Genomic DNA, 26,995 nt, shown 5'->3' with positions numbered 1-26,995 from the left:
ATACCCCTGTAGGGCATAAAAGTCAAGCGGAAACTCGAAAGATTCCGCTTGTCCCCAGTCTATTCAGCCTTTACTCAAGCGCTTAGGCTCTCAATTTTCAGCACTTGCTGAAACCACACGCCTCACATTCATAACATCCACCAGTGTGCACCAAGGTATGCTGATGACATTCTGGGCACCAATCTTTGGCGACCGTATAATGACGCAAGTTGGTGCGGCTCACTCCATCTAAAGCTGCAGTTTCCTCATGCACGGACAGAGAATCATCGCCCAACTGCCGAAGTGGAAAGGTCTCTGCATGCTGAATGAGAGATTTAGCGATGGCATCAGGCACCGACGTGATGCGATTATTACCAAATCCGACAGAATTCGACCCGCCAATCCCAGAAAAATGCTTCACTAATTCCGCTTCTTTGTTCGGGTTCATAGAGTCTCGCAGATACAGGGTGATGGCTCGGCCGAGAGCCTCATTGGCTGCATAGACATCCGTACCCGCTTTTCCGATGTTCACAAACATCTCCACCGCCACATGCTCGTTCGCGTCATCATTGATGGTGATGAACGCTTTGCCAAGCGGCGTGGTTTTGCGGTACGTCGCCCCATAGAGCACGTCCGGACGCTTGCGTTTTTTATACTGCGGAGCACCCGCGACCGCCACTTCTTCCGCACTTTCGATAGGCTTCAAGTCAGCGGTATCATCGGCTGTATCCTCAGATTTGAGCGAGAGAACTTGTTCAGACCGAGACCCATCCCGGTAAATGGTCACGCCCTTGCAGCCAACTTCATAGGCGAGTTGATACAACTGCTTCGTGTCTTCGACCGTATAGGAATTCGGAGCATTGCAGGTCTTTGAAATCGAACTGTCAATCCACCGCTGTAAGGCCCCTTGAACCCGTACATGGTCTTCCGGTGACAGATCCATAGCCGTCACAAAGTACTCAGGCAACGTGGTCGATCCGTTACTCTCTTGATACTCCTGAACAATTTCCGCACTCTCTTCAAACATTCCGAGCCGGGAATTGCGGTAGTAGGTCCATGCATAGTAGGGCTCACAGCCCGTCGAACAGCCGACCATCGTACCCGTCGTGCCCGTTGGCGCAATGGTCATCGTCGTCACATTGCGCACACCATACTCTCGAATGGCCTGCACCACATGAGGCTTTTCCACGCCCATTTGCTGCATGTAGCCCGACTTCAAAAAGAGCTCTGCATCAAATGCTGGGAACGGGCCATGAACTTTCGCCAACTCTACGGATTCGAGGTAGCACCACTCCGCCATCAGTCCGAGCAGGACATCGATCAACTGGACAGAGTCTCTACTGCCGTAGCGATAACCGCAGTAGAGGAGAAGGTCATGAAGACCCATAATACCCAGCCCAACGCGCCGTTCTCTCAATTGATTTTGGCGATTTTCTTCAAACGGATAATAAGTAGCGTCAATCACCGCATCTTGGAAGCGAAGTCCGGTGCGCGTAACCCACTCCAACTCTTCCCAAAGAACATGATGGAGGAGAAAGTCTGCTTCGTCCGGGTTAAAATGAGCTTCCAAAAGCTTGCGCACGTATTCCTCCTTCTGCTTATCCGCAAAGTCCTGTCTCCGGTCCGTATTTCGAAAGCCTACCGCAAACTTACTTAAGACCACAGCCCCGAGATTACATATGCCGTTTGCTGGAAGAGGCTGTTCTCCACAAGGATTGGTAGCCACAAGAGGGTTGAAGTAATACGAATTGGAGAGCCGATTCGCGCGTCCTAGAAATACGACACCAGGTTCCGCGGATTTCCAGGCCGATTCGCACAGTTCATTCCAAAGGTCCCCCGCAGGCATGGTCGTTGCCGTCTCCAAGAGACCTCCCTTCGCTTCCCACGCCTCAAAGTCCCCATCAAATGCTTGTGCAGCATCGAGTGGGACATACCCTATGGTCCAGGTCGATCCCGCTTCTTTCGCCTCCATAAAACGCTCTGAAATGCCCACGGAGATGTTTGCGCCAGTGATGACTCCGTCCACCTGCTTGCAGCGAATAAACTTCAAAATGTCCGCGTGCTGATCATTCAAAATTAACATCAGTGCGCCACGCCGCGAGCCGCCCTGAAGGGTCAATTGGCAGCCCACACTCATGATTTCCCCGACGCCCACAGGTCCAAAACCCGTGCCGTAGACCTCGTTGCCTTTGTCGAACAATTGCCCCCAAGAGTATGCACCGGAAGAACGTCCATTGACGCCGCGAACGTAGCTGTAGCGGGGGCGCAAAGAGGACAACATGACCGTAACTCGACGACCTTCCTTCATACTTTCCCACATGTCGCCAAGAGTCGCGGCGATGGTGCCGCGCTGGTCGCCGGGGTAGAGAATGGTACCTACTACATCGGTCCACAAAGCTACCCCACTCGCGACCAACTCATCGTACAAGTCGCGTGCTGGAACCGTTTCCTGCTCGACCACCGGCAGTCCAGCGGCCAACCAATCTTCGAGTCGGCCATTCCAGAGTTCGTCGTAATTTGGGGCCGTCGTGTCCGGAAAGCGAAATGTCCAATCCGTATGTTCCTCGACAGCTCGCAGAAAATCCTTCGAGAGACGAACAACTTTCGTGCTGTGCGGATACGTTGCCTGAATGAAATCGCGCACATCAGAATGCCAGACATCCAGCGTCAAATGCAGATGTGATCTGCGGTCTCTGGTGTCTACTGGCACAATGGAGCCCTGCGGAGGGATACGCGTCAAATTCATTCCCACGCCACCCGAACGCGCTTGGATTTCTAGCGTCTGCCCAAACGATTGGGCGTAGTCGCGCATCGTTGGTCCAACACTCGGAATGACAAAGCAGTTGTAACTCGTGGTTTTCATCCCGGACCCCATGGATGCATTGATGCGTCCACCTGGTACATACCGCCAACGACTCTGGAGTTGGTAAAACGCTTCCTCCATGGCTTCAGGTTGCTCTGTCACCGCAGCCGCACCGCGAGCAATTCTCCGCCACATTTGCCGCGGCGACGTTTCGAGCAAGACGTCCACTTGCTGGATGGGCAGCACTTCGCGCGTCCCGTCACGGAGTTCCACAGTCACCTGCTGACCGCCCGTATGTATCTCGACCACACGCGCTAATTCGTGATACGCCCGCTTCTTGTCCAAGACAGCAACCACGAGCGATCCGTTCGTTAAAGTCTCCTTCTGGACATCTTTCATCAGATAGCGGTCGGCGACAATCCGTTCACCCGTAGCGTGCAACGCGTCTTCCTCCGTAAAGCTCAACATACTGCCATTCATTTTCGTATTCATCGTTTTCCTCCCTTAGGTGGGCTACTCATCCGTCGTGCTCTCGTGATTCTGTGACGAACCAGAGCGAACCTCTTTCTTGCCCAACAGAGACAAGACTTCGTGGGCAAACGTCTCAACATCGCGAAATTCTCGGTAGACACTCGCAAACCGGACGTACGCAACGCCATCCACCGACCTCAGCGCTTCCATCACACGTTCGCCGACCTCAGAAGAAGGCACTTCGCGCTCGAATTCAGAACGCAAGCGAACCTCTATCGCGTCGACTAACTCGTCCAAGTCGTCCGCCGATATTGGACGTTTTTCACACGCCTTTTGCAATCCTCGAAAGAGCTTGTCCCGGTCAAATACATCTCGCTTCATGTCCTTCTTGATGACCATGAAAGGGCGCTGTTCAATCCGTTCAAAAGTGGTAAATCGCTTTTGACACGCGCCATTTAAGCATTCACGGCGGCGCCGTGTAGCCAGTCCATCGTCACTAGGGCGTGACTCTAGCACCCGCGAGTTGTCCGTTCCGCAATACGGGCAACGCATGAACATCCCTCCTGCAGACAGGCCGATCCGTTCCATCCAAAACACTAGATATGGGGTTGAAATGTGTGCAAATGAAATTATAAGCTCTAGATATGACTATAACAATACGGGGGAAAACTTTTTTCAAGGAGTCACAGAGAAGGCTCGTCCAAGAACGGAATCTGTGCAATCGAATCGTACACGCATAAGGTGTGCCCGTTTTCGGAGAAGCGCTGACGCCATCTCGACAATTCTGCATCAGTTGTCGAAATTCCTGTCCGCACGAAAAAAGAATTGATCTTTGCAGCCAATCCACAAGCCATGTCCGTCTCAAGGTTGTCACCAACCACCACAGCTTCCTCTGGGCGGACGCCAAACTGACGCAAGGCCAATTCTGCAAATTGTGGCGACGGCTTGCCGGCAATCCGTGGCACCCTCTTTGAAGCCGTCTGAAGGAACGCGCCAATCGCTCCATTGCCCGGATACAGCCCAGTTTCCGACGGGAACTGGGCATCTGCGTTGGTCAACAAAAATGCATCCGTGCGGCGAATCACGTCCGCCACCTCGGCCAACTGCCGATAGCTCACGTCCATATCCAAACCGACCACGACTGCCGCTGCCTGGTCTTTCTCGATAGACCACAATGGGTCCCGCGGATGAACGGGATGGTACCCAGAAGATTGAAGTGCTTCGCGCAATCCGGACTGGCCGATATAAGCGACCACACTCCCGCACGTCAGGGCGAAGGTCGACGACAAGAGAGTAGAGGCTGCCATCGCGGAAGAATACACTTCTGACGACGCGACGGCAAAGCCAAGTTGGCGCAAATGAAGCGCCGCTTCGTCTCTACTGCGGGTGGCGTTGTTCGTGAAGAATACTGGCTGGATATGGTGGAAACGCAATTGTTCCACAAACTGCGCAGCGCCGTCCATGGGCTGGTGACCGCGATATAGAGTGCCATCGAGATCGAGAAGCGCAAGGCGGACAGACGGATGAATCCCGCAAGACGACGTATCCGACACAACAGATCCCCCTATTCCCGCTCTTCTTACTGTGGACTGGTCTTCCCTGCATGGGTCGCTTTCCCCACGCCGCCTTGACCTGCCACGCCTTTTCCCATAGCTGAATCCGTGACGCGGGTCTTTGAAAACCGTAGATATTCGTAGAAAGATGGAGTAAAATCGAGAGATTCGGAGATAATCTTATTCTCCTAAACTCACCTATGAGGTGATCTCTTGCGCTTCATCTGCATGATTTTGAAGCCACAGTCTCCCCTGTTCATTAGGGACGGGATAAAGAGCGTCCCTACGTCCCACTGGATATCGACGTCTCGCCATTTGACAATGCAGGGACCAAGAAACAAGGCGTGTCCAGAACCTACAAGGGACACGACGGGTACGCCCCCATCTTTGCTTATCTCGGCCTTGAGGGCTACTGTGTACATGTCAGTCTTCGGGAGGGCAGTACACATTGCCAGAAAGGCACCCCAGAGTTCCTGGCCGAAAGTATTCGTTATGCAAAGCGCATCACCACTGTGCCCATTTTGGTTCGATTGGACTCCGGGAACGACAGCGCAGATAACTTGGTTGTCTGCCGATCTGAAGACACGCACGCCGACTTCATCATCAAGCGGAATTTACGCCGAGAGAGCCCGCAGGTATGGTTACACACCGCCTAGACTCACGGCATATGTTGCGAGCCTCGCATGGGGAAGAAAGTCTACCGTGGTTCGATGATGTCCCCCATGAAGAAGCTTGATAAGCCAGTCCGGATGGTCTTCGAGGTCCTTGAACGCACCATCGACAAACACGGCCAGATGCTCCTCGTGCCCGAGATCGAGGTTGACGTCTATTTGACTTCGCTGCCGGATGCGGCCTCAGTGGTGATTGAACTGTACCATGCTCACGGGACGATGGAGCAGTTCCACAGTGAAATCAAGACAGATCTCGACGCTGAGCGGCTTCCATCCGGCAAATTCCCCACCCATGAGCTTATTCTTCATTTTGCCGTACTCGCCTACAATCTTCTGCGCATCGTTGGGCAAGAAAGCCTGAAGCGAGAAGACACGCCGCTGAAAAACACAGTGTAGCGCCGGAGGATTCGAACCGTGATCCAAAACCTGATGACACTGGCCGCCAAGGTGACTACACATGCACGCCGCCACTATCTCAGATTGGGTAGAGGAAACCCATGGTTCGCTGTGTTCCAGCGTCTGTACCTGGCATTCGGTTGACGGTCTAAACCAATAGCTTGGATTCTCCGGGTGAAAATTCATGCCGGATCTGTTTGGGCTGCTCTCAGCCGACACACGTGCAAATCATCTTATCTCCTCGTGCACACCGACGAGAGCAGTCTCATGCACGAAGGAATTTGGTACAGATGTCACGGATTCAGGTTTATATTTATACACCTGCCTATTTGGTAGCCTTGTAAGTTATATACCAGTTGGCTTTTCCAGATGGAACAGCAATTTCTATAGAAGGACTCACCCCGGGGACACTGTAAACGGGAAAAGAATAGTCGTTAACCTTTGCTTCTCCGATTTTCGAACCAACTTTTGAAATAAAATTTTTGCTAGCTTCTGCATCCCAAGTTTTCTTGTTCCAATTGATTGTGGCCAACCATCCCCAAGTGGGTTGCGTCCCTGTTGTATTACTATGCAGTGAAGCTTGTGAAGAGTTGCCTGTTTGTGATGAGCATCCTGTAAGGATAGAGGTCGATACAACAGCAACCAGTATAAGTATCCACTTCAAAATATCGCCTCCATAAGTTGTGAAGAGTTATTATTTTATATTACGTCGCGTTATGCCAATATGTTACGAAACTAGATGAACTAGTCGGCTGTGAAGCGTTAATTAACACTGTATCGTTACTATCCTCCGCTGTAAGACGGAAAATCTGATATGGGCTATCCTGATCAGTAATTCCATATCTCTGGTTTGAGATACTATTAGTACTTATGTTATTGAAAGATACACTATGGAAATCCCCACAATTAATCTGCCCGTCTACACTATTGGCTTCTGTGATGGCTTCTGCCTCTGTACCATCATAATAACCCGAAGAATCTTCAACGTATCCTGACACCGCTTTTCCAGTAGATTCGTTTTCAACAAAATACTTAAAATCACCTCCAGCATTGACGGTGTAGCTAATGTCGACATACATTGTATCTCCTGAATAAATAGCTAAATATCCTAGATTTTGTTCGTAATTAAATCCTCCGATTTCCCAAAATGGTGCAAAGCTTGTGTTTCCTGCAGAATTTAGCGTTGCTGAAATTCCGGATTGTAAAACATACGGGCTATTGTGCCCTTCAAGTCCGCTATATCCACCAAATCCAAACCAAGATGAATAGTGAGAACCCGTTGAACTATATGCAGAATCAATAGGTGAGGCAATAAATGTTCCCTGGAGATCAGTGAAATTGTAAGTTGCATTTTGAGCGTAATCTAAATATCCGGACCAAATAGGATTTACTGCATGCTCAATTGTATTGCTCGTAGTTTCAACTTTGGGATTCAGTAATTTACCTTTCGGCATTGTCTTTCTGATATATCGTACTTTGAATGTTGGTTTTAGCATAACTCGAAAAGTTTTCATTGCAGCAATCCAACCTGATAGATATTGAGGATTGGTAGGGCGAACAGGAAATCCATACTCCTCTAATTGTGCATCAGAAACATTTAAAGGATTAAAATTGGCTGGTGGTGTATGGAAATGATGCATTGCTGGTGCCGTGGGATTATTGGTAGCCGCATGGGCAACCGGAATAGCCAAAGTGAAAGTCGAAAAAATAGCCAAAGAGCAACATGATACTTTCAGGGGATTTTTCAGTATTGTACCCTCCTCGTATAGTGTGTTTTGGTATTAAGTCAATAGAACGGACACCCCAAAACAGAGAAGATGTAAGTTCTAATATTCCGAAAACGGTGTTTCGTTCACTTAACTTGCTTCGTCTCTTAACATCTGGAAATATCTTTTTTCGTACTCGACCGGTGACATGTAAGCCGTCGATGAGTGAATGCGCTCCCGGTTGTACCACACTTCGATGTACTCGAAAATTCGTTTCTTTGCTTGCTCTCTAGTCTCGAATTTTTCCAAATAGACGAGCTCGCGCTTGAGCACACTGTGAAACGACTCGATACAGGCGTTATCAAAACAATTCCCCTTGCGACTCATGCTTCCGGTCATCTCATACTCTCGTAGCTTATTCTGGTAGTCGTGAGAGGCGTATTGGCTCCCACGATCCGAATGATGTAACACGGGCTCTATGGGCCTCTGGCGCTCATAAGCCTGCTCCAGCGCAGCAATGCATAGTTCCTTTGTCATTCGCGAATCTGCGCGCCAACCAACGATTTTTCGGCTGTACAAGTCCATCAGGCTCGCAACGTAAAGCCACCCCTCTGCAGTTGGGGTGTAGGTAATATCTTACATAAACACTTGGTTGGGGCGCTCTGCCACGAACTCCTGGTTCAGCACGTTCTCTTGTACTGGGTCATCATGGTTCGAGTATGTGGTCGCCTTGTATTTGCGCACGGTGCGGCTCCTGAGCTCGTTGTCCCGCATAATTTTGGCAACGGTCTTCTGACCGATGCGTTCACCCTCTTGACGTAGCACCTGCGTAATTTTCGGGCTGCCGTATAGCCGTCGAGATTTCACGAATATCTGATGTACCCGCCCTGTAATGCGTTTGCGGCGCTTTGTCCGTTCACTCTCCGGACGTTCACACCATGCATAGTAACCGCTCCGAGATACCTTCAACACTTTGCACATCTTCTCAACCGAAAACTTGGAGCGGTATCTGTGGATGAATTGGTACCTTACTTCCGGTCGTTTGTGAAGATGCGCACTGCTTTTTTTAAAATTGCATTCTCCTCTCTCAAATCCCGATTCTCCCGCTCCAGATCACGGAGAGCCTTCGCTTCTGGCCTCAGATTTCCACTCCCTACAAACGGGGCTGATGAATCCTCTCGATACTTGGAAATCCAGCCATACAGCGTCTTTTGCGATACACCCAGCTCCCGGGCCACTTGGGTCGTAGTCTTCCCATTCTCCATCGCCAGCTGCACTGAATGGAGCTTGAACTCCTGATCATATTTCTGTGTCACGTGGCTCACCTCGAATCACCTTATTCTTACATTCTCGATTCGCCGTGTCAACCCTTATAGCCTAACACCATTTAGAGTCCTCTTACTAAAGAATTTCCAGCGAGATAGTTGTAGCAGTTGGAGGGTGTAGCCGAACCCGCACCACAGCCCGAAGGGCGAGGATCGGAAGCCGGGGCCCAACAACACGGTTCTTTGAAAACTTCATGAAAACCTAGTATAGGGTCTTGGACTCTTCGTGATGTTCTCAGACAATGACCCTAGGGTCATTTGGGGAATTTCGTCTCACTCCTGTAGCTCGACTACATCCAAAGTCTGTTTCCCCAGCACTCGCTTGGACTTCTAACCCGTTGGCTGTTCCCTTCGGCAACCCAGGCTCGAACCGTGACATCGCCTACTCTTATCTTGGCTTGCTCTGTCAAGGCAAGAGCGATTTCGATCACATTGAGCCGTTTCGTGAGGATGAGTTCTTTTTTGCTGCGTTACAAATTGACACCGTTCCATCCAGTCCCACGCTGCGTCAACGCCTCGATAGGGCTGCCCCAAAATCCGATTGGGAGTCCGTTATTCTAGAGGAATCAGCGAACCTCCTGCACGATTTCGACGTGACCGTATCGCCGATTCGCCTGGGACGGGATAAGGATCGTCTGTACGTTCGACTGGATATCGATGTCTCGCCATTTGACAATGCAGGGACCAAGAAACAAGGCGTGTCCAGAACCTACAAGGGACACGACGGGTACGCCCCCATCTTTGCTTATCTCGGCCTTGAGGGCTACTGTGTACATGTCAGTCTTCGGGAGGGCAGTACACATTGCCAGAAAGGCACCCCAGAGTTCCTGGCCGAAAGTATTCGTTATGCAAAGCGCATCACCACTGTGCCCATTTTGGTTCGATTGGACTCCGGGAACGACAGCGCAGATAACTTGGTTGTCTGCCGATCTGAAGACACGCACGCCGACTTCATCATCAAGCGGAATTTACGCCGAGAGAGCCCGCAGGTATGGTTACACACCGCCTAGACTCACGGCATATGTTGCGAGCCTCGCATGGGGAAGAAAGTCTACCGTGGTTCGATGATGTCCCCCATGAAGAAGCTTGATAAGCCAGTCCGGATGGTCTTCGAGGTCCTTGAACGCACCATCGACAAACACGGCCAGATGCTCCTCGTGCCCGAGATCGAGGTTGACGTCTATTTGACTTCGCTGCCGGATGCGGCCTCAGTGGTGATTGAACTGTACCATGCTCACGGGACGATGGAGCAGTTCCACAGTGAAATCAAGACAGATCTCGACGCTGAGCGGCTTCCATCCGGCAAATTCCCCACCCATGAGCTTATTCTTCATTTTGCCGTACTCGCCTACAATCTTCTGCGCATCGTTGGGCAAGAAAGCCTGAAGCGAGAAGACACGCCGCTGAAAAACACAGTGTAGCGCCGGAGGATTCGAACCGTGATCCAAAACCTGATGACACTGGCCGCCAAGGTGACTACACATGCACGCCGCCACTATCTCAGATTGGGTAGAGGAAACCCATGGTTCGCTGTGTTCCAGCGTCTGTACCTGGCATTCGGTTGACGGTCTAAACCAATAGCTTGGATTCTCCGGGTGAAAATTCATGCCGGATCTGTTTGAGCTCGCATGAAGTCCAGGGCTTTGGGAACCATCTTGCCACACAGCAAACTTCCGAAAGTAATTCAATGATTGAATGAATTTGATATAGACGTCACGGATTCAGGCCATAGCTGTACCAACCGTACTTGTGTAGGTCTGGGAAGACATGTCTTTCCCTTCCACCCACACATCATTGGGCACCACAGTCCGCAGGCTGCGAGCCGTTTCACGTAGCCAATGGACTCGTTGGTCGTTCCACTGCTGCGCGAGATGCCTCCAGTTTTCGTCATTCTCCGTATGGCCCGACCACGCTCGAAGCGCAGACGACGCTACAGAATCCGACTGCCGAGCAGCGTACAGGTGGGCGACAATGCGCCGCAAAAGAGGCACTGTATGGTCCGAAATCGGCGCGCCTTCGACGTAATGAAGCCGAGTCAACGACCCACAAACGACATCTCTGTGCAAACTCCCAGACTTATTCTCTTTCAATAAAATTGCTAACGGCGATGTCGCCGTTGCGGAGCTGGACATCATCTCGTCAAGAACCGAACACAATACTTGGTGTGCATAGACAGTGTGCTTTGCATTTTGCAGCGCTTGCGAAAACAGCGCGGAATGTGCCCCGTGGTCCATGTATTACACCCCATTCCAACCGGATGTCCGCAGTTCTGCTCTGCTTACTGCCTGCGATGTAGAGAGCACAACCACTTCTCCCCATCCATATGTCACGGCTCTTGTCCTGGTTCCTAGGAGCAGAAGACATTGACGCGGCTGCTGGCAGACGATAGCATCCAGACTAGAAACAACTCGTTTCGAGGCGGACCCCCATCGAAAGGAAGGACTTCTATGCCACAAATCGTCACATCCGAGCAAGTGTCTCTTCACGTGCATCGGCTGGAACTGCCGACAAACACCCTACCTCCCGCCGCCACGACCAATGCCTACCTAATTGCAGCTCATGGGCAAGGGCTACTCGTGGACGCAGGTACGGACGACAGCACGGTCATTCAACACGTGCTTGAACACGCTCAAGCGGTCGGGGTGCAACATTGGCTTGGAGTCATAGCCACCCACTACCATACAGACCACACCGACGGACTCCTCAAACTGGCCGATACCGTGAGTGCTCCAGCTTACTTGCACCCGCGGGACTTCCCGGCATACCTTCGCGAACACGCGGAGCGTCCCCTGCCCTGGACGGCTCTCCTGCGAGAATTTATTGTAAACGACCTTCGTGTGGACATCGTTGACGCACCCGGACACACCCACGGCCATATCCATGTCGCAATACCTAGCGACCGCGTGGTTCTTGTGGGTGATTCCCTGACAGCCGCCGGAACGGTCTGGATTGGAGCGCCCGATGGACACATGGACGCATACTACGCGACCTTGGATGACCTCGCCACACGTACAGATTGGAAGGCAGCCCCGGGTCACGGTCAAATGCTCGCCAATGCGGCGGAAGCCGCACTGCGCATGAAACAGCGACGGCTCCAGCGGGAAACTCAAATACTCCATATGGCTACAACCGAAACCCCGGTTTCCATGACCGAAATGCTTGAGCGCCTGTACCCAGACTTGCCAGAAGCGGCTGTGCCGTTTGCTCGTCGAACGCTACTCGCTCACGCAGAACATCTGGAACAACAAGGTCTGCTGGAGCGCATTTACATGGGCAGCCCACTCCAGTACCACTTCTTAAAGGCGGTCAATCCGCAGACTTGACGGGCCGACGTCCGCGCAAGACGGATCCGACAATCGCTATCAGCATCATCACGATGCATGCGTAAAATGCGTCGTGAATACCGTTGTCAAAGGCATGCATGAGATGACTCTGAATGGCCGTGGTGCCGACAAATACGGCGTAGACGAGACCTCGCGGGATGCTCGATGAAGCCACCAAAATGGCCATCGCAAAGGATAAGACCATGCCGATATTCGCAAACGTCCGCAACATTCCAGAGACAATTCCGTAAGCATTCGGCGGTGCAGCCTTCATGATGGCCGCGTTGTTGGATGGGAAAAACGCGCCGGATCCTACACCGTTCACGATACTTCCGGCAACGACCACCCAAAAAGCGGTGTCTGAATGAAGATGCGCATAGACAAAGATGGCCATTGCCTGCAAGATGAGGCCAATCGTCGCTGGTAGCACCACACCGATGCGGTCGCTGAGACGACCAGCGAGCGGGCCGACCACGCCGCCCACAAGATATCCTGGAACGAGTAGCAAGGAGGCATCCAGAGGCGTCAGGGACCGCACGCCTTGCAAGTACATGATGAGTAAAAAGAGCACCGCATAATTTCCGAGTGACTGAAAGAATGATGCGGAGAGAGAAAAAGTGATGACTGGAATTTTGAACAGGGACAAATCCAAAGCCGGAGATTTTTGCATTCTCTCGGCAATCACAAACAACCCAATCAAGACCAGACCGACTGCGAGGAAGAGCCAAGTGAACAACCCATGGTGACCGGAAGACAATTGCGTCATGGCCAACAAAACGCCAAACAGCCCTGCCCCAAGCAGCAACATCCCCAAATAGTCGAAGCTCCGTGAGACTTTTTCTGTTTTTTCGCGCAAGACGCGAAGGGCCAAAACAAATGCGAAACCACCAATCGGTACGTTGATGAGAAAAATCCATCTCCACGAAAAGTAGGTAGTGATAAATCCTCCTAGCAAAATACCTAAAATCGCACCCAAGTTCCAACCAATGCTGTTGAATCCGTAGGCACGCCCGCGAAGTTCTGGGGGAAAAGTATCGGCAATGACCGCACCGCTGTTGGCACTGACAAACGCACCACCGATGCCTTGAAGTACGCGAAAGACAATTAATTCAGGCTCACTCGCCGCAATGCCGCAAAGTAACGAACCAAGAATGAAAATCAGAAATCCAAATTCATACAACCGCACGCGACCAAACATGTCGCCAATTCGACCCACCTGTGTCGACAGTAAAGTAATGACCAACAGATAGGACAGAATGACCCAAACTGCCCCAGACAGTTGGGCATGCAGTGACCCCATCATTTTGGGAAGGGCTAAAACGACAATCGTCGTATCTACCGCCGTGATGAGCACGCCAATGAGAATCACGACGAGCGCCAAGCGTTGATAAGACGTCATGGCTACTTTCCCTCTTGCCTCCATACTCAACTCACACCTCTTTCGCCCATCGTACCGATGTCACCCTTGTGTCGAAATCGTACGTTCACAACAATCATCCCATCGTGGAGCCGATGCAGAGCCGATGTAGACCCACCTTCTCTTGCGCTGAAACTGCAGGCTGAGGAGACCTTTACCAAAGATATTCTCCGGTCAAGACTTCGACCGCATCCCCCGTCATCCAAATTCGGCCATCCTGGACGGAGATTTGTAGGTCCCCACCGAGCAGATGCACAACCACGTTCTCTTTCAGGACGCCCGCACGAATTCCCGCCGCCACACTGGCACATGCCCCGGTGCCGCATGCATAAGTGATACCGGACCCGCGTTCCCATACGCGAAAGTCTAATTCGTTGGCTGACTGTGCCGTCACAAATTCCACGTTGGTCCGGTTCAAGAAGTGTGGATGGTTCTCCAGAGATGGCCCAATCTCCGCAACTGGAAAATTCACTGCATCCTTCACAAACACGACAAAATGTGGATTCCCAACCGATACCACATGTCCTGAATAGGTTTCGTCCCCCAACGAAATCTCCGCCAATCCTGCCGACGACATCCTGCCGACGTAGCCAACATCTTTCGGCTCAAAACTGACGGCACCCATATCGACCGTCACGCGTGGGACCTTTCCGAGAGAATCGACCTCCACATGAACGGCATACACACCCGCTTTGGTCTCGATGGAGAACGCCTGTTTATCTCCTACATAACCGCGTTCAAAGGCATATTTTGCAACACATCGCAAACCATTGCCGCAATTTTCGGCTTCCGAACCATCTGCATTGAAGATGCGCATCCGAACATCTGCCAGTGACGACTTGGAGACGACAATCAGGCCATCCGAACCAATGCCTTTGCGCACGTCACTGACTGCTTTCGCAAGTTTTCTAAAGTCGACATTCTGGAGGACTTCGTCCCATTCCGATACATAAATATAGTTGTTTCCAAGCCCGTGCATTTTCGTGACTTTCATGGCCCCATCGCTCCAATCCCCTAGTCTGATGCGTTACCTACCATCCCGCATCATATCACTTTCTTCGACTTGAAACTTCAGTTCGGAGACGCTAAAACGATGCAGCTACCAGAGACTCGTCTTGACTAGGATGCTGCTTCAAACTTGACGCCAACAGAACCATACGTGGCGACGTGTAGCGACTCTGCGCCTACCCACAAACAGTCCAGTTGGGCGCCAAACATTTCCTACTTGCATTCACGCTCGCGAGCGTGATACACTCTTGCATGTTCCGATTGACACCAGCCATCATGCGGCCATGGCGGAATTGGCAGACGCGCTAGATTCAGGTTCTAGTGGGGGCAACCCCGTGGAGGTTCAAGTCCTCTTGGCCGCACCATAAGAGAGTAAAAAGTTTGGCGAAACATTTTCTAGAATTTATCCAATGTGAGCGCCTCTGTAAAAAATCTCCGGGTGACGATGTCCGGGGATTTTTCTCATGAATGGGCCTTGGAATGGGACTCGTCGTTCCTCAATGCTCACCGCCCAAGATGTCGTCCAACTCTGATGGTTACCCGGTAGCGATGGTCGCATCGGAGCAGCCGTGTCAAATCGAGCCTAAACGCCGAAGATTCCTTGTCCAAAGTGCGTCATGACCACCGATGTCTGTTATAATGGGATAAGATTGTCGGAAGAGATGGCGCAACTAGATATCTGGAGAGTGTGTGGCCTATGAGGTATGCAACAGAGTTTTTGACGGATCGACGTGTTCTATTTCTGCTCAGTGTGAGCACTGTCAGTTTCATTGGCACGCTCACATTTCCACTTCACACCATGGACTGGTTGGCTTTGGCGGGCGGAGTAGTCGTCTGGTACTTCACCGAATACATTGTGCACCGCTTTATCTTGCATGGCATACTCGCCAAAGTGATGCCCAAGGCTTACGACGGGCATGCGCGACACCATTCGCATCCGGAAGAACTGAAATACTTGTTAACGCCAAATCACTACAACATTCCCGGATATGTATTTTTTGCAGTCGTTGCTTATTTAGTAACCCGTCACTTCGACACAACATCTGCTTTTTTATTGACGCTTTCGCTCTCTCAAATCTATTACGAGTGGTCGCATTTCGTCTCCCATCGGCCCATCGTGCCACTGTCTCCGTGGGGAAAGTGGATGAAAAAATTCCATCTTCTCCACCACTTCAAGAACGAACATTATTGGTTTGGCGTGACGAATGCAACGCTGGATGTGCTCGTAGGCAGTGACCCAGAACCGAGCACAGTCCCCTCATACTCGACGGCAGACAAAAAGCGCTATGGAGAACACGGAAAGTCCGCAGACGGAGATGGGGTCTTCCAAGAACCCAGCCATGACATCCCGTAATTCACGTAGGCACGTGAATCATCGAACGTACAACAGCGAACAGACAGGCTCGTAGGCCTGTCTGCTTTCGTGTGTATTGACATGGTACAGAAAGTCCCATAGGGAAGGCAGCATGATGGGTGTGCTAAAGCCGGCATGCATAGACCCATGAATTCCCACCGTCTTCCATGAAGACTCCCCATGTCTTCATTGTGAGCTGAGCCATGTGAGTTGCGGCAACGTGGGGTCACACGCATACATGTGCTGCATCACGGATGGAACATCTGAGCAACTCGCCAAGGCTTCCATCATAGCTAGCGTAGGCGGCACCATGCGCGCCGCTCCATCTCGTTCTTGCTGGAGAAATTGTGCGGCATTCTGCCATTTCGCAGTCGCGACTTCGACACTCTTCCACTTTGCTGGCAGCGATTCATCATAGGGCAATGCAAAAAACCACGTGTCAAACTGCGCAGGTTCCCCGTGCGGACCAACCCAACGCCCCACATTTCGGATTCCGGAAAAACAAAGCGTTTCTCTTCGGCTCTGAAGCAGGTTTGCGAACGCCATCGTACCCTCACACAGGCCCTCCCACTCGGATTCCGAGAGTAGGCCCGGATGAGTGACACCACAGAGCACACCAAGTTCTTCGGCCGTCTCTCTGAGCGCCGTCACCGCCAGCGTCTCTGCAAGCGAAACAGAACTCGCCCCCAACTCACCGAAGGTTCTCGCCGTGTCCGCATCGGATGGACTCTCGGTGCCACCGGGAAAAGCCCAGTAGCCAGGCAGAAAGCGAAGGTTCTCGGACCGCTGCTGCATCAATACCTCCACCCCTGCATCTCCATCGCGAATCAAAAGAAGCGTGCCAGCCCTCCGCAACGGGCGACCTGAGGGAGGTAATGCCGGTGTATGACTCAGAATGCCGACCACCTCCTCTGTGTTCTACTCAAGAATTGTCATGCACCACTTGCTGCCGCTCTAAGGAAGCCATCGAAGCTTCTGCAGCGTGATCGGCACACAGTCCAAAGGGATATACCCCATCCGGCTCCACGCGATACACAGTCGTCATGATACGCGCCACTTTGTTCGCAGCCACGAGGTGATGACAGCGGGAGCACCAAGCCAGCGGACTGCTGTCTGCTTTGTGACGATAGTCTACCACGATTCGTCGATTCCTCCACTTCTATGTCGCACGTCGACACGTCTGTCAGGATGAAAAGTCCCTTTGTGAACGGGTTCGAAAACCATCAAAATCACCTGTTTGAGAATACCACGGGTCCTCGTCGAAAGCTGTCGAAGTCTGCTGGTAAAACCAGCTTTTTTGTCGGCCAAGGCGTCTTGTGACCCCAGTTTCGCTTCATCTCCACGCCTTCGGTTTGTGCTAGACTCGCATAGTGAAGAGATGGCGAGAGGGGCGACCACCATGCACCAACGTCAAGGTTTTGACATTGCACTCAAAGAATTGAAACTCAAGCTGCTGCGTATGGGGGGAGATGTACAGGAGGCTCTCCGGCAGGCGGTACGCAGTCTCAAGACAGCTAACCTGCACCTAGCGGACGAAATTATTGTCGGCGACCAGCGCATCAATCGGCAGGAACATGAAGTTGAGGACCTGTGTATTCGCCTCATCGCCACGCAACAGCCAGTTGCCACCGACTTGCGCCGAATCGTAGCAGGCATGCGCATTGCGTCAGACTTGGAAAGAATGGGCGATCTCGCTGTGGACATTTCAAAATCCACTCTTCGGCTCGCTGGTGAGACGCTATCCCAGCCACCTTCAGAAATCACAGAGATGGCGGCCGTGGTAGACGAGATGATTTTCGAGGCCCTTCAATGCTACGTAGACAACGATGGCGAACGGGCGCGAAAGCTTGCCGTCCAGGATGACCGGGTGGACCACCTGTATCGGCAAATTGCAGAAAATCTCTTTAACTTGACTGCAGAACGTCCAGCACTGGCCACGCAAGCGATGACGATGGCGTTTTGTGGTCGATATTTAGAGCGGATTGGAGACCACGCGACAAACATCGGCGAGAGTGTCATCTATATCGTCTACGGTGAAAGGTCTGATTTAAACTGATGCCTTTCTCAACTTGACAAAGTCCCGTCACATTTGCCCAGAGCGGACCAACGCCACTCTCTTCTACCGTGATATAATGGCATTGACTCGTTGGTAAGGAGTGGAGTAGAATGGCAACCTTACAGAAACGAACGAATTCATCGAATCCAATGGTGACATTGGAGCGAGTGTCGCGTATGCTGGAACGTGTTGCAGTAACCTCTGCAGCGCTGCTCGTCATGGGCACCATCGGCTGGCTTTCGTTTCACGCATTCGTTTGACGCACCATTTCACATCGCATGGATTGAAAACTAGAAACACGCGAGGATGCGGCTGACCGACGGTCCGTATCCTCGCTTTTTATTGAATGATTTCCTTTTCGCAAATGTAGTAAGCGCTTGCAATTTCGCTTTCTGTGTGCGGTAATTATCGTCGGAGTCGCGTTTGTATCAGTCTGCGGAAGGAGGAGTCAACATTGAATAAAGTCGTATCATCTGCCGCAGAGGCCATTTCCGATATTTCTCATGGAAGCACACTTTTGGTCGGCGGTTTTGGTCTGGTTGGTATTCCCGAAAATCTCATAGAAGCGTTGCGGCAAAGCGGGGTCCGAGACTTGACTTGCGTGAGCAACAACTGTGGTGTAGACGACTGGGGACTGGGCCTGCTGCTCGCCAATCACCAAATTCGCAAAATGGTCTCTTCGTACGTTGGCGAGAACAAGACGTTCGAGCGGCAGTATCTCGATGGTCAACTGGAAGTCGAACTGGTGCCACAAGGTACGCTTGCAGAACGCATTCGCGCAGGCGGAGCTGGAATCGGCGGTTTTTACACGCCGGCTGGCGTAGGTACAGATGTTGCACAAGGAAAAGAAACTCGCGTTCTCGATGGAAAGGAATACGTATTGGAGTTACCCATTCGCGGCGACTTCGCGCTCATCAAGGGATGGAAGGCAGACACTTACGGTAACGTCATTTACCGCAAAACGGCCCGAAACTTTAACCCGATGATGGCGGCTGCTGGCCGTATCACCATCGTCGAAGTGGAGGAGATTGTCTCTCCTGGAGAGCTACCTGCAGACGCGATTCACACCCCGTCTATCTATGTACAGCGAGTGGTGCTCGGAAACCACTACGAAAAACGCATTGAACGAAGAACTGTTCAAGCACCTGGGAGAGATTGAGCCCCGCAATTTCTCGACCATCACGTTCATCGAAAGGAGTACTCATATGCCTCTTCATCGAGATCAAATCGTGCAGCGAGCAGCCGCCGAAGTCAAGGACGGGATGTACGTCAACCTCGGAATCGGAATGCCTACTCTCGTTGCCAATTATCTGCCGGCGGGAATCCACATTCTCTTGCACTCAGAAAATGGGCTACTCGGAACTGGACCCTATCCTAGCGAAGACGAAGTCGACCCTGAGCTCATCAACGCTGGCAAAGAGACCGTCACCATATTACCCGGCGGAAGTTACTTCGACAGCGCTGAATCGTTCGCGATGATTCGCGGAGGACACATTGACCTCGCGATTTTGGGTGCCATGGAGGTCGCCGAAAACGGAGATTTGGCCAACTGGATGATACCCGGGAAAATGATTAAAGGTATGGGCGGAGCCATGGATTTAGTCCACGGTGCGAAGCGCGTCGTGGTGACGATGGAGCACGTCAACAAACAAGGCCAGTCAAAAATTGTGCCCTCTTGCACACTCCCGTTGACGGGTAAGGGAGTGGTTCACCGCATTATCACCGATTATGCCGTCCTCGATGTGGAAGCTGACGGTTTGTGGCTGCGCGAAATCGCACCCGGCCACACTGCTGCAGAAGTGCAAGAGAAAACGGCGGTGCCGCTGCACTTCCCGGAGACGGAAATACCCTATATGATGTTTGGCTAAAAACGACACGTGAGAGGAGGTCCGGCGAATGCCGATTGACGCAACCGCGTTTCGCCAGACTCTCGCCCAATTTGCGAGCGGCGTCACCGTAGTGACGATGTCGGACGGAGACAAACAGAGTGGCTTGACGGTCTCCGCGTTTTGCTCCGTCTCCCTAGCTCCCCCGTACATTTTGGTCTGCATCGACGAACAGTCTCAAAATCTCGCTTTGCTTCGCGCCAGCCGCTGCTTTGGTGTCAATATATTAAACAGCGATCAGTCGGCACTGTCGACGCACTTTGCAAGGAAACTGGACGATAAACTGGAGAACATCCCGCACCATTTGGGCACTCTTGGCGTGCCACTTCTCTCCGATGCATTGGCAGCTATAGAATGTACTGTAGTGCAAGAAGTTCCTGCGGGTGATCACGCTCTATTCATTGGCCAAATTGAGTCTGCCGAGATTTCAGCCAAGCGCAACCCTCTTCTTTACTACCAAGGCAAGTACGGACATTTTCTCCCCCTCGGCGAGATGCAGCCCCCAACATAAGAGGCTATGCGCGTGCACATGACGAAGCCGGGCGGTCACCCCGCCCGGCCTCTGTCGTCTATTGTCCGACCGTTTCGGGTTGGCCAACCAGGGCCTCTGTCCCTTGCCAATTTTCCAACAACTGTACCACCTTGGTGGCTGCTTCCGGCTGACCCAGACGAGCTGCAGCGAGTCGCCATTCTGCCAGCATATCCGATGATAGGCCACGAAGAGCGGTTTCTAGCTGAGAGAGGTTCTTTACGAGAATCCCAGCTCCGGACTCCGACACAAACCGCGCATTTTCAAACTCTTGACCGGGTGTTGGACGAAAAAAGAGTAACGGGACGCCGACTGCCAAACATTCCGCAATGGTCACTCCGCCCGCTTTTGTCACGACCCAACTGGCACCACTGAGAAGCGGCCGAACGTGAGCGAGATAGCCTCGTACCGAAACCTGAGGATCTCCCGAAAATTCCTCGTTTAATCGGTCATACATCGTCTGATTTCTGCCGCACAGAACAACGACGGTCTCCTCCCGCCGCTCTTGCCGAAGGGTTCGTACGACTTTCTTGAGTTGCGGAAAGACACCCCTCCCGCCGGTCAGAACCAATACATACGGAGTTGAGCCTTCGCGAGTCTTAGGCGATGGAGAGTCACAAGAAAAGTCATGTCGGTCCAGCATGCCACCGTCGTCCCGTCCAGCATGGGTGATATTTGGCGCGCAATGCCCCTCTGCAGCACTCCAAAATTCGCGACGAACGGGAATACCCAGTGCCAACAGCGGGTCTTCCACCCCGTACTCACGCTGAGCCCGCACAACAAGGCGGGCGGACGGTAAGATGTATGCCCCGCCGCTCGGATAAAACCAACGACTGTGTAGCGCATAATCCGTCAAGACGACGAGGCGACGTGGCATGCGCAAAGAAGCTGGGATGGGTGGTCGTAAAGCGTGATCGGAAAAAAGTTGCACGACCACGTCAGGCTGATAGTCACCCACAGCGCGCCACGCAGACCGGCGAGTAGAGACAGACAACACGCGCCACAACCAGTGGCGCGTGGATAAGGAAGCCGTCAAACGATAGGACCATCCATAAACGATAGGAAAATACCGGGTTAGGAGTTCATACAGACGCTCTGTCCAAGCCGCAAACACCGGGTTTGCCGAGCGCATCATGTCGACCGAATGGACCTCGTGACCTGCGACTTCTAAAGCATCCGTCAAGGCGGCAGCCACTTGACGATGTCCGTCTCCATAAGATGCGTATAACAAGAGTATTTTCGCCACAGAATCAGGACAACACGTGGTCCGCAACCACGGATTGCTCAGCGACCGCCGCCGAGCTCGCGGCCACTCCATGTCTAGCCACGAAACGCGCCCGCGATGCCGCGACGAGTTTGGGTTCAAAGACATCCATGTGATTCTTCAAAATCTCATCCGCATTCGGATTGACCATCCGAAAAACGTTTTTCAAGTGCCATCTCGTAATGGAGCGTAAAATTCCCGTCTGCAAGGGAATGGCATGGAGTCCAAAGCGGCGAATGCCACGATGAATGAAGGTAATACCGTAGATGGCGTTTGCATCTCGGAACTCCTCTTCTTCTAGGAGGCGGGCGAGAATCGACACAGAGCGATTCGCCTCTTTCAACAACCTCAAGACAATCGGCATCATTTCTGTCTCCGTAGAAAGGATGTCGGCAATCATGTCATTGTTCATATGCAGTTCCACGACTTTGTCAAAGCGATGCACCACGATATCATCAACTTGGAACTGCCTACCATAATAGCGCCGCTTTGCGACGTAAAACAGATGTTCTTCTCCTGGTTGAATCGGTTTTAAGCGAAACGCCCAGTGGAACAGATGCTCAAAGGCCTGCCATGTTGCGCGCATCATTGATCGCCACATGAAAATCCCTCCTCAAAACCACTCCGCTAATGTTGAAAATCGATAACCTTTGGCATGAACATCTTCGACCAAATACGGAATTAGTTCAATGACGCTCTTCGGCGCTCCAAGCTCTGCTCCAAACGTCTCATCATTGTCATGCAAGACAATGATGGACCCCGGATGCAGGCGCTTGGCAATTCTCTGCCGAAGCATGTCGACCGGAGTACATTTCCAGTCTCCCACCATGATGGACCACGTTACCAGTCTATGTCCACTCTTTTTCAAAGATACAAAGCTGTAGAGATTGCATAGCCCCCAAGTGGGACGATACCACTTCGTCTGAACATGAAACTTCTTTTGAAGTCTCATAGCCGCGCCTTCAACCTGACGCGCAGTTCGAACAGGTCCAAGCAACGGAACGAACAGATGTGTGTTTCCATGAATTTGAATGTCATGCCCGCTTTTGATCATCCGCTCGACGATATCCGCATGTAACTCCGCCTTTTCGGCAAGAACAAAGAATGTCGCCCGGACCCCCCCTTTGTCTAAGGCATCCAGTAACTGCGGCGTGTAGATTGGATGCGGGCCATCGTCAAAGGTCAGGGAGACCTCCGGCTTTGCGGGGCCTTTGAAAACACTGGAGAGTCGAAACACGCGAGTCCACAGTGCAGGAGCTACAGAATAAATGAAAATCATTAGAACAAGAATCAAAACAATCGTCCATACCCAAACCATGCTCATATGTCAAAATCTCCCCAAGCAATTCTTCCCCACATCCTTCCGCGGGAATTTCTTTTTCAGCGAACTGAGTGAAAAGCAGAACCTGTTCGTCGCAACTCTCTTTTGCCAGACGGTTTACCCTGCTCGGCTGTCTTGACCAGCCGGCAAATCGTGGACACAATTTCTTCCGCTCCACCGAGGCGCGGCACAGCACCCACCGTGTGGCGCATGGCATACAATTGTTCCGGATTGCGTTCCACGCTGCGCAAAAATTCTTCCGCTTCGGTGACGTTGGCAACCGTCATGGCCGCACCCATCTCCGTGGCATACGCCGCATTCTTCTGCTCTTGTCCCGGATTGGGCCGAAAGATGGCCATCGGCAACTGCATCGCCAATGCTTCGCTGATAGTCAGTCCACCCGCTTTAATCAGCATCAAATCTGCGGCAGCCATCCACTCTTCAATGTCTGACCGGAAACCTAACGCTTTCACGCGCGGCTCACCCAGATTCTCATAGCGACGCAATAGGCGTTCATTATGCCCGCAGAGAATCGCGAACTGCAGGCCCGAGTGGCGGATGACTTGCTCCCACTCGGGAGTGTCTCCAAGCAGACCCTCTCCGCCACCCGACATGAGGACGAGCGGAACATCTCGTTGAAAACCAAAGCGCTCGCGCAGCACATCTCTCTTCGCAAGCAAAGTGCGAACTCGGTCTGGATGAAACTTGGAGCGCACAGGAATGCCTGTAGCAAAGATCTTCAGCGGATCGACCCCCAAAGCCGCCAACTCCGAAGCCACATTTTCCGTGGCCACAAAGTACGCGTCAGTATGCTCCTGAACCCATTGACCATGAGCTGTATAGTCGGTCAAAACGCCAATACTCGGCACAGAGAACAGTCCTTTGGATTTGAGTTCAGACAGCACACCTGCTGGAGTGGGGAACGTACTCACCACCACATCCGGCGAAAACTGTCGCAAACAGCGACGCATTTTTGACATTCCCAGGTGGTGCAGTCGTCGTTGCAACGAAGACGACGGGGGAATTTTGGACATGGACCGATAAAACAACCCATACAGACTGGGCAACCGGGTAACCGTATGAACCAGGCTAAACTTGGTAAAGGAACGAACGGCCGGGTGCAACCAATCTACGTAGTCGACTAATTGGACGGAAATCCCCAAGCGCTCCATTTCTTCCATAATGGCTTGAGCTGCCTGATTGTGCCCGTCTCCATACGAGGCGGTGAAGAGTAAAACGTTCACCTGCTCTGCCCCCACTACATCAAAGTCTCTATACAATATTGTAAATCTGTTTGTCGGCATTGTACAACGTTAGGTCAAAAAGGATGTCACGCACTGCAAAAAGTCGGACGGTTGCTCTAAATGCACGGCATGACCAGCTTCGGCAACGACCACGTGACGCGCATCGGGCAACAACTCCCGCATGCTTTCGGCGATCGCAGTAAACTTGACGTCGCAAGCACCCGTCACGAGCAAAGTCGGCACATCCAACTCATGCAACCATCCCCACCAAGAAGGCTGACTGCCGGTGCCTATGGCTCGAAGAGAATTCGCCAACCCGAACGCATGTTGACGCCGACGAATCTGCGCCTGCAAGTGTCGCTCGCGCTCGTCCGCTCGACGCTGGGACGCGAAGAGTGGAAGACGTTCCCAATCCTCAGCAAACGCGACCACCCCCGCCGACTCCAGTCGCTCCGCTAAGCGTTCGTCGGACGCACGGCGAGTCTGTCGTTCACCTGGGTCTGACAATCCGGGCGATCCGCTCTCAATCACCAGCTTCCGAACCGTCCACGGGGCCATCATGGCAAGCGAGAGCGCAATTCGCCCTCCCATTGAATAGCCCGCTACGAAAGCTGGCGACGCCTCCAGGGACGAGAGTAACTCGACCAAATCTGCAACTTGCTCCGCAATGCCATAGCGGGACAGTCGAATCGGAGACCCAGTTTCTCCATGACCAAGTAAATCTGGTGCAATCAAGCGGTATTGTGCTCCGAGAGACGAGGCGAGATACGAAAAAATCTCTCCAGACAAACTGAACCCGTGCAACAAGAGGAGTGGCGGTCCACTTCCTGCCATCCGAACACGATAAGGTACGGTGCGAATCATGGCGTCCTTCACATCCCACATCTCTAGGACCACCTCGCTTGAAGTTCTCGACCAACCTCAGTTCGAATCGCGTTACGCTGTTCCCACGCCTGTGCAGCAGAAGTCCGCACCTGGAGAATGTGCAATCCTTGTGACTCCATGCAGCGGTGCAACGCGAAACGAAATTCGGACGGCGTGCCGACCGTTTCAAACGATGCACCGTAGATCTCCGCTGCTTTAGAAAAGTCGAGTTGATGCGGCGTCTCAAAGAGATGGAAAACATCCGTCTCTGTCGCCTGCGGAAGACCTCGAAAAATTCCCCCTCCCCCGTTGTGTAACAGCACCACTGTCAGGGACAGTCGAAAAGACTGCGCTGCATACAGACCATTCAAATCATGATAGAACGAAATATCCCCGAGAAAGAGAACGACCCGTCGACCACTTGCAGACAGTCCCAGCGCCGTCGACGTCAGACCATCAATACCGCTCGCTCCTCGATTACCGACCACTTTTGCTGCAATTTGCCGTGCAAAGACATCCACGTCGCGGATTGGCGTACTATTACCCAGAACGAGCGTGACGTCATTCGAAAGTTCTTCCGCTAAGAGCACCGCTACCTGAGGTTCGGTCAACTCGACAGTAGCAGACTCGCCAAACTCTGGAGTACCCATGCCTGCAAAGAGGTGTCTGCGACACACCGTTTCCGCAATCTCATCCATATGTAACCATTGGTTTTTCCACGTGTCGCGCAGCTTTGCGAAGTCTCCACTTCGGCTCGTGTCCCTGTGTGCTGATCGCTGACCGCTCGTCAAACAGCGCATCGCATCGTCGACAAAATTCTCAATTGAAGTCTCCAAGAAGTGAGTCGACGTGAAAAATTCGTCCGTGAAGCGCCCTGAACTGTCGACCACCCACTGCATCGCACCCGCGTCACCCAAAAAAGTCCGCCCCACCGCTTTCGAAGTCGGGGAGGAACCAAACCGCACCACCACATCCGGAGAAGGCAGTCCCAACTTAGACCAGTGCGAAGCCAAAAAATCAGCCGAACCAATCTGTACCGCTGCTCGGGAATCGCCGCGCAAATTGGACAAAACGTCTGCCAACACGGGAGCACTCCAGGCTTCGGCGAGCCGCAAAATGGGCTCAGAGACCTCGCGTTCCAGTCCAGCACCTACCACCATGAGGGGACGACATGCGTCGACCAGGATGGGTCCCAGTGCTTCCCAAGCGCTCGACTCCAACCTGCGCGCCGAGGCAAAACGCTGGGCCGCTCGCACAGGCGTTGGAGAGGCTACAGGTCGCGGTGGCAACAGCGGTTCCCGGAAGGGGAAATTAAGATGGACAGGCCCTGGTGGATCCGCCATCGCCACGGCAACTGCCCGCGCCGCCAAAGCCGCCAACGCTCGGTCTAAATAGTCACTGCCGTCGGGAATGGGTGCTTCTGCAAACCACTTGACATCAGTTCCGTAAAGGCGCACTTGATCGACCGTTTGATTGCTGCCCGTTCCCCGCAATTCTGGCGGCCTGTCGGCCGTCAAAACGAGCAGGGGGACGCTACCATAGCGTGCTTCCATCACCGCCGGATGATAGTTTGCGGCGGCGGTGCCGGACGTACACAGAAGCGCTGTCGGCCGTCCCGTCCCCTTGGCGAGTCCGAGCGCAAAAAAACCAGCGGACCGTTCATCGAGCAACGTCCAAATCTGCAGCTCCCTCTGCCGTGATGCAGTGATGGCCAGCGGTGTGGAGCGCGAACCCGGAGACAGGACAAGGTGTTCCACACCCACGGCTTTCAGGGCTTGTACAAACGAATACAGATTGGTGAGCGAATGATTTTCCATCACGGTGT

At 52.5% G+C, this 26,995-nt stretch carries 25 protein-coding genes, 1 tRNA gene and 2 pseudogenes; 11 read left to right on the top strand and 17 right to left on the bottom strand.

Going from position 1 to position 26,995, the window contains the following annotated elements; translation table 11 throughout:
• Nucleotides 1-97 precede the first annotated feature (97 nt).
• The 3 genes from M4I36_RS05485 to M4I36_RS05475 all read right to left on the bottom strand — a co-directional run bounded on the left by M4I36_RS05485 (nucleotide 98) and on the right by M4I36_RS05475 (nucleotide 4,806).
• Nucleotides 98-3,274: an adenosylcobalamin-dependent ribonucleoside-diphosphate reductase gene (locus M4I36_RS05485; RefSeq protein WP_258110709.1), complete on the bottom strand. Its 3,177-nt coding sequence runs from the start codon at nucleotides 3,272-3,274 to the stop codon at nucleotides 98-100.
• Between the two features lie 21 nt (nucleotides 3,275-3,295).
• Nucleotides 3,296-3,805 carry a transcriptional regulator NrdR gene (nrdR, locus tag M4I36_RS05480; RefSeq protein WP_258110707.1) on the bottom strand — a complete coding sequence of 170 codons (510 nt, stop codon included), beginning with the start codon at nucleotides 3,803-3,805 and terminating at the stop codon, nucleotides 3,296-3,298.
• Nucleotides 3,806-3,936: 131 nt separating this feature from the next.
• On the bottom strand, nucleotides 3,937-4,806 hold the full coding sequence (locus tag M4I36_RS05475; RefSeq protein ID WP_258110706.1) for an HAD-IIA family hydrolase: 870 nt from the start codon (nucleotides 4,804-4,806) through the stop codon (nucleotides 3,937-3,939).
• Nucleotides 4,807-5,078: 272 nt separating this feature from the next.
• Here M4I36_RS05475 and M4I36_RS05470 point away from each other — a divergent pair.
• Nucleotides 5,079-6,017, top strand: a pseudogene (locus M4I36_RS05470) (IS1380 family transposase); the annotation flags it as partial.
• Nucleotides 6,018-6,198: 181 nt separating this feature from the next.
• Here the strand turns inward: M4I36_RS05470 and M4I36_RS05465 are convergent.
• The 3 genes and pseudogenes from M4I36_RS05465 to M4I36_RS05455 form a co-directional block, all read right to left on the bottom strand.
• The gene (locus tag M4I36_RS05465; RefSeq protein ID WP_258110705.1) at nucleotides 6,199-6,537 is read right to left on the bottom strand and encodes a hypothetical protein; all 339 of its coding nucleotides are present in this window, start codon (nucleotides 6,535-6,537) and stop codon (nucleotides 6,199-6,201) included.
• Nucleotides 6,538-6,577: 40 nt separating this feature from the next.
• Nucleotides 6,578-7,588 carry a G1 family glutamic endopeptidase gene (locus tag M4I36_RS05460; RefSeq protein ID WP_258110704.1) on the bottom strand — a complete coding sequence of 337 codons (1,011 nt, stop codon included), beginning with the start codon at nucleotides 7,586-7,588 and terminating at the stop codon, nucleotides 6,578-6,580.
• Between the two features lie 141 nt (nucleotides 7,589-7,729).
• Nucleotides 7,730-8,844 (bottom strand): annotated as a pseudogene (locus M4I36_RS05455) (IS3 family transposase).
• A gap of 302 nt (nucleotides 8,845-9,146) precedes the next feature.
• Here M4I36_RS05455 and M4I36_RS16805 point away from each other — a divergent pair.
• Together M4I36_RS16805 and M4I36_RS16800 are read left to right on the top strand one after the other, a co-directional pair.
• A complete protein-coding gene (locus tag M4I36_RS16805) occupies nucleotides 9,147-9,914 on the top strand; it encodes a transposase (protein ID WP_374985525.1) in 768 nt (255 codons plus the stop codon).
• Nucleotides 9,915-9,980: 66 nt separating this feature from the next.
• Nucleotides 9,981-10,325 (top strand): transposase, encoded by a 345-nt coding sequence (locus M4I36_RS16800; RefSeq protein WP_374985523.1) that lies wholly within the window; start codon nucleotides 9,981-9,983, stop codon nucleotides 10,323-10,325.
• 300 nt (nucleotides 10,326-10,625) lie between these two features.
• Here M4I36_RS16800 and M4I36_RS05445 read toward each other — a convergent pair whose 3' ends face one another.
• Nucleotides 10,626-11,138 carry a hypothetical protein gene (locus M4I36_RS05445; protein ID WP_258110702.1) on the bottom strand — a complete coding sequence of 171 codons (513 nt, stop codon included), beginning with the start codon at nucleotides 11,136-11,138 and terminating at the stop codon, nucleotides 10,626-10,628.
• Nucleotides 11,139-11,351: 213 nt separating this feature from the next.
• On the opposite strand from M4I36_RS05445, the gene M4I36_RS05440 reads away from it, so the two are divergent.
• Complete coding sequence (locus M4I36_RS05440) at nucleotides 11,352-12,227, top strand: MBL fold metallo-hydrolase (RefSeq protein WP_258110701.1); 876 nt, start codon at nucleotides 11,352-11,354, stop codon at nucleotides 12,225-12,227.
• Here the strand turns inward: M4I36_RS05440 and M4I36_RS05435 are convergent.
• Both M4I36_RS05435 and dapF read right to left on the bottom strand, forming a co-directional pair.
• Entirely contained in the window at nucleotides 12,211-13,650 is a 1,440-nt protein-coding gene (locus M4I36_RS05435) for an MFS transporter (RefSeq protein ID WP_258110822.1), read from the bottom strand. The genes M4I36_RS05440 and M4I36_RS05435 overlap by 17 nt on opposite strands.
• A gap of 148 nt (nucleotides 13,651-13,798) precedes the next feature.
• Entirely contained in the window at nucleotides 13,799-14,638 is an 840-nt protein-coding gene (gene dapF, locus M4I36_RS05430) for a diaminopimelate epimerase (RefSeq protein WP_258110700.1), read from the bottom strand.
• A 292-nt stretch (nucleotides 14,639-14,930) separates the two neighbouring features.
• Here dapF and M4I36_RS05425 point away from each other — a divergent pair.
• A tRNA-Leu gene (locus M4I36_RS05425) sits at nucleotides 14,931-15,017 on the top strand.
• Between the two features lie 332 nt (nucleotides 15,018-15,349).
• On the top strand, nucleotides 15,350-16,006 hold the full coding sequence (locus tag M4I36_RS05420; protein WP_258110699.1) for a sterol desaturase family protein: 657 nt from the start codon (nucleotides 15,350-15,352) through the stop codon (nucleotides 16,004-16,006).
• A 186-nt stretch (nucleotides 16,007-16,192) separates the two neighbouring features.
• On the opposite strand, the gene M4I36_RS05415 is transcribed toward M4I36_RS05420, so the two are convergent.
• Entirely contained in the window at nucleotides 16,193-16,912 is a 720-nt protein-coding gene (locus M4I36_RS05415) for an NUDIX hydrolase (protein WP_258110698.1), read from the bottom strand.
• 16 nt (nucleotides 16,913-16,928) lie between these two features.
• On the bottom strand, nucleotides 16,929-17,144 hold the full coding sequence (locus tag M4I36_RS05410; RefSeq protein WP_258110697.1) for a hypothetical protein: 216 nt from the start codon (nucleotides 17,142-17,144) through the stop codon (nucleotides 16,929-16,931).
• A 261-nt stretch (nucleotides 17,145-17,405) separates the two neighbouring features.
• Between M4I36_RS05410 and phoU the strand changes: the two genes are divergently transcribed.
• The 5 genes from phoU to M4I36_RS05385 all read left to right on the top strand — a co-directional run bounded on the left by phoU (nucleotide 17,406) and on the right by M4I36_RS05385 (nucleotide 20,459).
• The gene (phoU, locus tag M4I36_RS05405; protein WP_258110696.1) at nucleotides 17,406-18,062 is read left to right on the top strand and encodes a phosphate signaling complex protein PhoU; all 657 of its coding nucleotides are present in this window, start codon (nucleotides 17,406-17,408) and stop codon (nucleotides 18,060-18,062) included.
• Nucleotides 18,063-18,172: 110 nt separating this feature from the next.
• Complete coding sequence (locus M4I36_RS05400) at nucleotides 18,173-18,322, top strand: hypothetical protein (protein ID WP_258110694.1); 150 nt, start codon at nucleotides 18,173-18,175, stop codon at nucleotides 18,320-18,322.
• Nucleotides 18,323-18,516: 194 nt separating this feature from the next.
• On the top strand, nucleotides 18,517-19,221 hold the full coding sequence (locus M4I36_RS05395) for a CoA transferase subunit A (protein ID WP_258110692.1): 705 nt from the start codon (nucleotides 18,517-18,519) through the stop codon (nucleotides 19,219-19,221).
• Between the two features lie 46 nt (nucleotides 19,222-19,267).
• Nucleotides 19,268-19,930: a CoA transferase subunit B gene (locus M4I36_RS05390; RefSeq protein ID WP_258110690.1), complete on the top strand. Its 663-nt coding sequence runs from the start codon at nucleotides 19,268-19,270 to the stop codon at nucleotides 19,928-19,930.
• 28 nt (nucleotides 19,931-19,958) lie between these two features.
• Nucleotides 19,959-20,459 carry a flavin reductase family protein gene (locus tag M4I36_RS05385; RefSeq protein ID WP_258110688.1) on the top strand — a complete coding sequence of 167 codons (501 nt, stop codon included), beginning with the start codon at nucleotides 19,959-19,961 and terminating at the stop codon, nucleotides 20,457-20,459.
• A 58-nt stretch (nucleotides 20,460-20,517) separates the two neighbouring features.
• Here M4I36_RS05385 and M4I36_RS05380 read toward each other — a convergent pair whose 3' ends face one another.
• The 6 genes from M4I36_RS05380 to menD form a co-directional block, all read right to left on the bottom strand.
• On the bottom strand, nucleotides 20,518-21,795 hold the full coding sequence (locus M4I36_RS05380; protein ID WP_258110687.1) for an MGDG synthase family glycosyltransferase: 1,278 nt from the start codon (nucleotides 21,793-21,795) through the stop codon (nucleotides 20,518-20,520).
• On the bottom strand, nucleotides 21,728-22,342 hold the full coding sequence (locus M4I36_RS05375; protein ID WP_258110686.1) for a YkoP family protein: 615 nt from the start codon (nucleotides 22,340-22,342) through the stop codon (nucleotides 21,728-21,730). Before M4I36_RS05375 ends, M4I36_RS05380 begins: the two co-directional genes overlap by 68 nt.
• A gap of 12 nt (nucleotides 22,343-22,354) precedes the next feature.
• Nucleotides 22,355-23,065 carry a polysaccharide deacetylase family protein gene (locus M4I36_RS05370; RefSeq protein ID WP_258110685.1) on the bottom strand — a complete coding sequence of 237 codons (711 nt, stop codon included), beginning with the start codon at nucleotides 23,063-23,065 and terminating at the stop codon, nucleotides 22,355-22,357.
• A 56-nt stretch (nucleotides 23,066-23,121) separates the two neighbouring features.
• A complete protein-coding gene (locus tag M4I36_RS05365; protein WP_258110684.1) occupies nucleotides 23,122-24,306 on the bottom strand; it encodes an MGDG synthase family glycosyltransferase in 1,185 nt (394 codons plus the stop codon).
• Nucleotides 24,307-24,375: 69 nt separating this feature from the next.
• A complete protein-coding gene (menH, locus tag M4I36_RS05360; protein ID WP_258110683.1) occupies nucleotides 24,376-25,191 on the bottom strand; it encodes a 2-succinyl-6-hydroxy-2,4-cyclohexadiene-1-carboxylate synthase in 816 nt (271 codons plus the stop codon).
• 2 nt (nucleotides 25,192-25,193) lie between these two features.
• Nucleotides 25,194-26,987 carry a 2-succinyl-5-enolpyruvyl-6-hydroxy-3-cyclohexene-1-carboxylic-acid synthase gene (menD, locus tag M4I36_RS05355; RefSeq protein WP_258110682.1) on the bottom strand — a complete coding sequence of 598 codons (1,794 nt, stop codon included), beginning with the start codon at nucleotides 26,985-26,987 and terminating at the stop codon, nucleotides 25,194-25,196.
• Nucleotides 26,988-26,995: the final 8 nt, after the last annotated feature.

Origin of the sequence: Alicyclobacillus sp. SP_1 (assembly GCF_024706985.1) — a bacterium.
Classification (GTDB): domain Bacteria; phylum Bacillota; class Bacilli; order Alicyclobacillales; family Alicyclobacillaceae; genus Alicyclobacillus_I.
Note: the sequence above shows the minus strand (reverse complement) of the source record. Positions and strands in the feature narration are given on the sequence as shown.

Coding starts and splice junctions, on each gene's coding strand:
- menH (WP_258110683.1), bottom strand. CDS start 25,191: ATGTGGGATGTGAAGGACGCCATGATTCGCACCGTACCTTATCGTGTT.
- M4I36_RS05435 (WP_258110822.1), bottom strand. CDS start 13,650: ATGGAGGCAAGAGGGAAAGTAGCCATGACGTCTTATCAACGCTTGGCG.
- M4I36_RS05485 (WP_258110709.1), bottom strand. CDS start 3,274: ATGAATACGAAAATGAATGGCAGTATGTTGAGCTTTACGGAGGAAGAC.
- dapF (WP_258110700.1), bottom strand. CDS start 14,638: ATGAAAGTCACGAAAATGCACGGGCTTGGAAACAACTATATTTATGTA.
- M4I36_RS16805 (WP_374985525.1), top strand. CDS start 9,147: ATGACCCTAGGGTCATTTGGGGAATTTCGTCTCACTCCTGTAGCTCGA.
- phoU (WP_258110696.1), top strand. CDS start 17,406: ATGCACCAACGTCAAGGTTTTGACATTGCACTCAAAGAATTGAAACTC.
- M4I36_RS16800 (WP_374985523.1), top strand. CDS start 9,981: ATGAAGAAGCTTGATAAGCCAGTCCGGATGGTCTTCGAGGTCCTTGAA.
- M4I36_RS05440 (WP_258110701.1), top strand. CDS start 11,352: ATGCCACAAATCGTCACATCCGAGCAAGTGTCTCTTCACGTGCATCGG.
- menD (WP_258110682.1), bottom strand. CDS start 26,987: ATGGAAAATCATTCGCTCACCAATCTGTATTCGTTTGTACAAGCCCTG.
- M4I36_RS05445 (WP_258110702.1), bottom strand. CDS start 11,138: ATGGACCACGGGGCACATTCCGCGCTGTTTTCGCAAGCGCTGCAAAAT.
- M4I36_RS05370 (WP_258110685.1), bottom strand. CDS start 23,065: ATGAGCATGGTTTGGGTATGGACGATTGTTTTGATTCTTGTTCTAATG.
- M4I36_RS05380 (WP_258110687.1), bottom strand. CDS start 21,795: ATGGAGTGGCCGCGAGCTCGGCGGCGGTCGCTGAGCAATCCGTGGTTG.
- M4I36_RS05375 (WP_258110686.1), bottom strand. CDS start 22,342: ATGTGGCGATCAATGATGCGCGCAACATGGCAGGCCTTTGAGCATCTG.
- M4I36_RS05390 (WP_258110690.1), top strand. CDS start 19,268: ATGCCTCTTCATCGAGATCAAATCGTGCAGCGAGCAGCCGCCGAAGTC.
- nrdR (WP_258110707.1), bottom strand. CDS start 3,805: ATGCGTTGCCCGTATTGCGGAACGGACAACTCGCGGGTGCTAGAGTCA.
- M4I36_RS05400 (WP_258110694.1), top strand. CDS start 18,173: ATGGCAACCTTACAGAAACGAACGAATTCATCGAATCCAATGGTGACA.
- M4I36_RS05385 (WP_258110688.1), top strand. CDS start 19,959: ATGCCGATTGACGCAACCGCGTTTCGCCAGACTCTCGCCCAATTTGCG.
- M4I36_RS05420 (WP_258110699.1), top strand. CDS start 15,350: ATGAGGTATGCAACAGAGTTTTTGACGGATCGACGTGTTCTATTTCTG.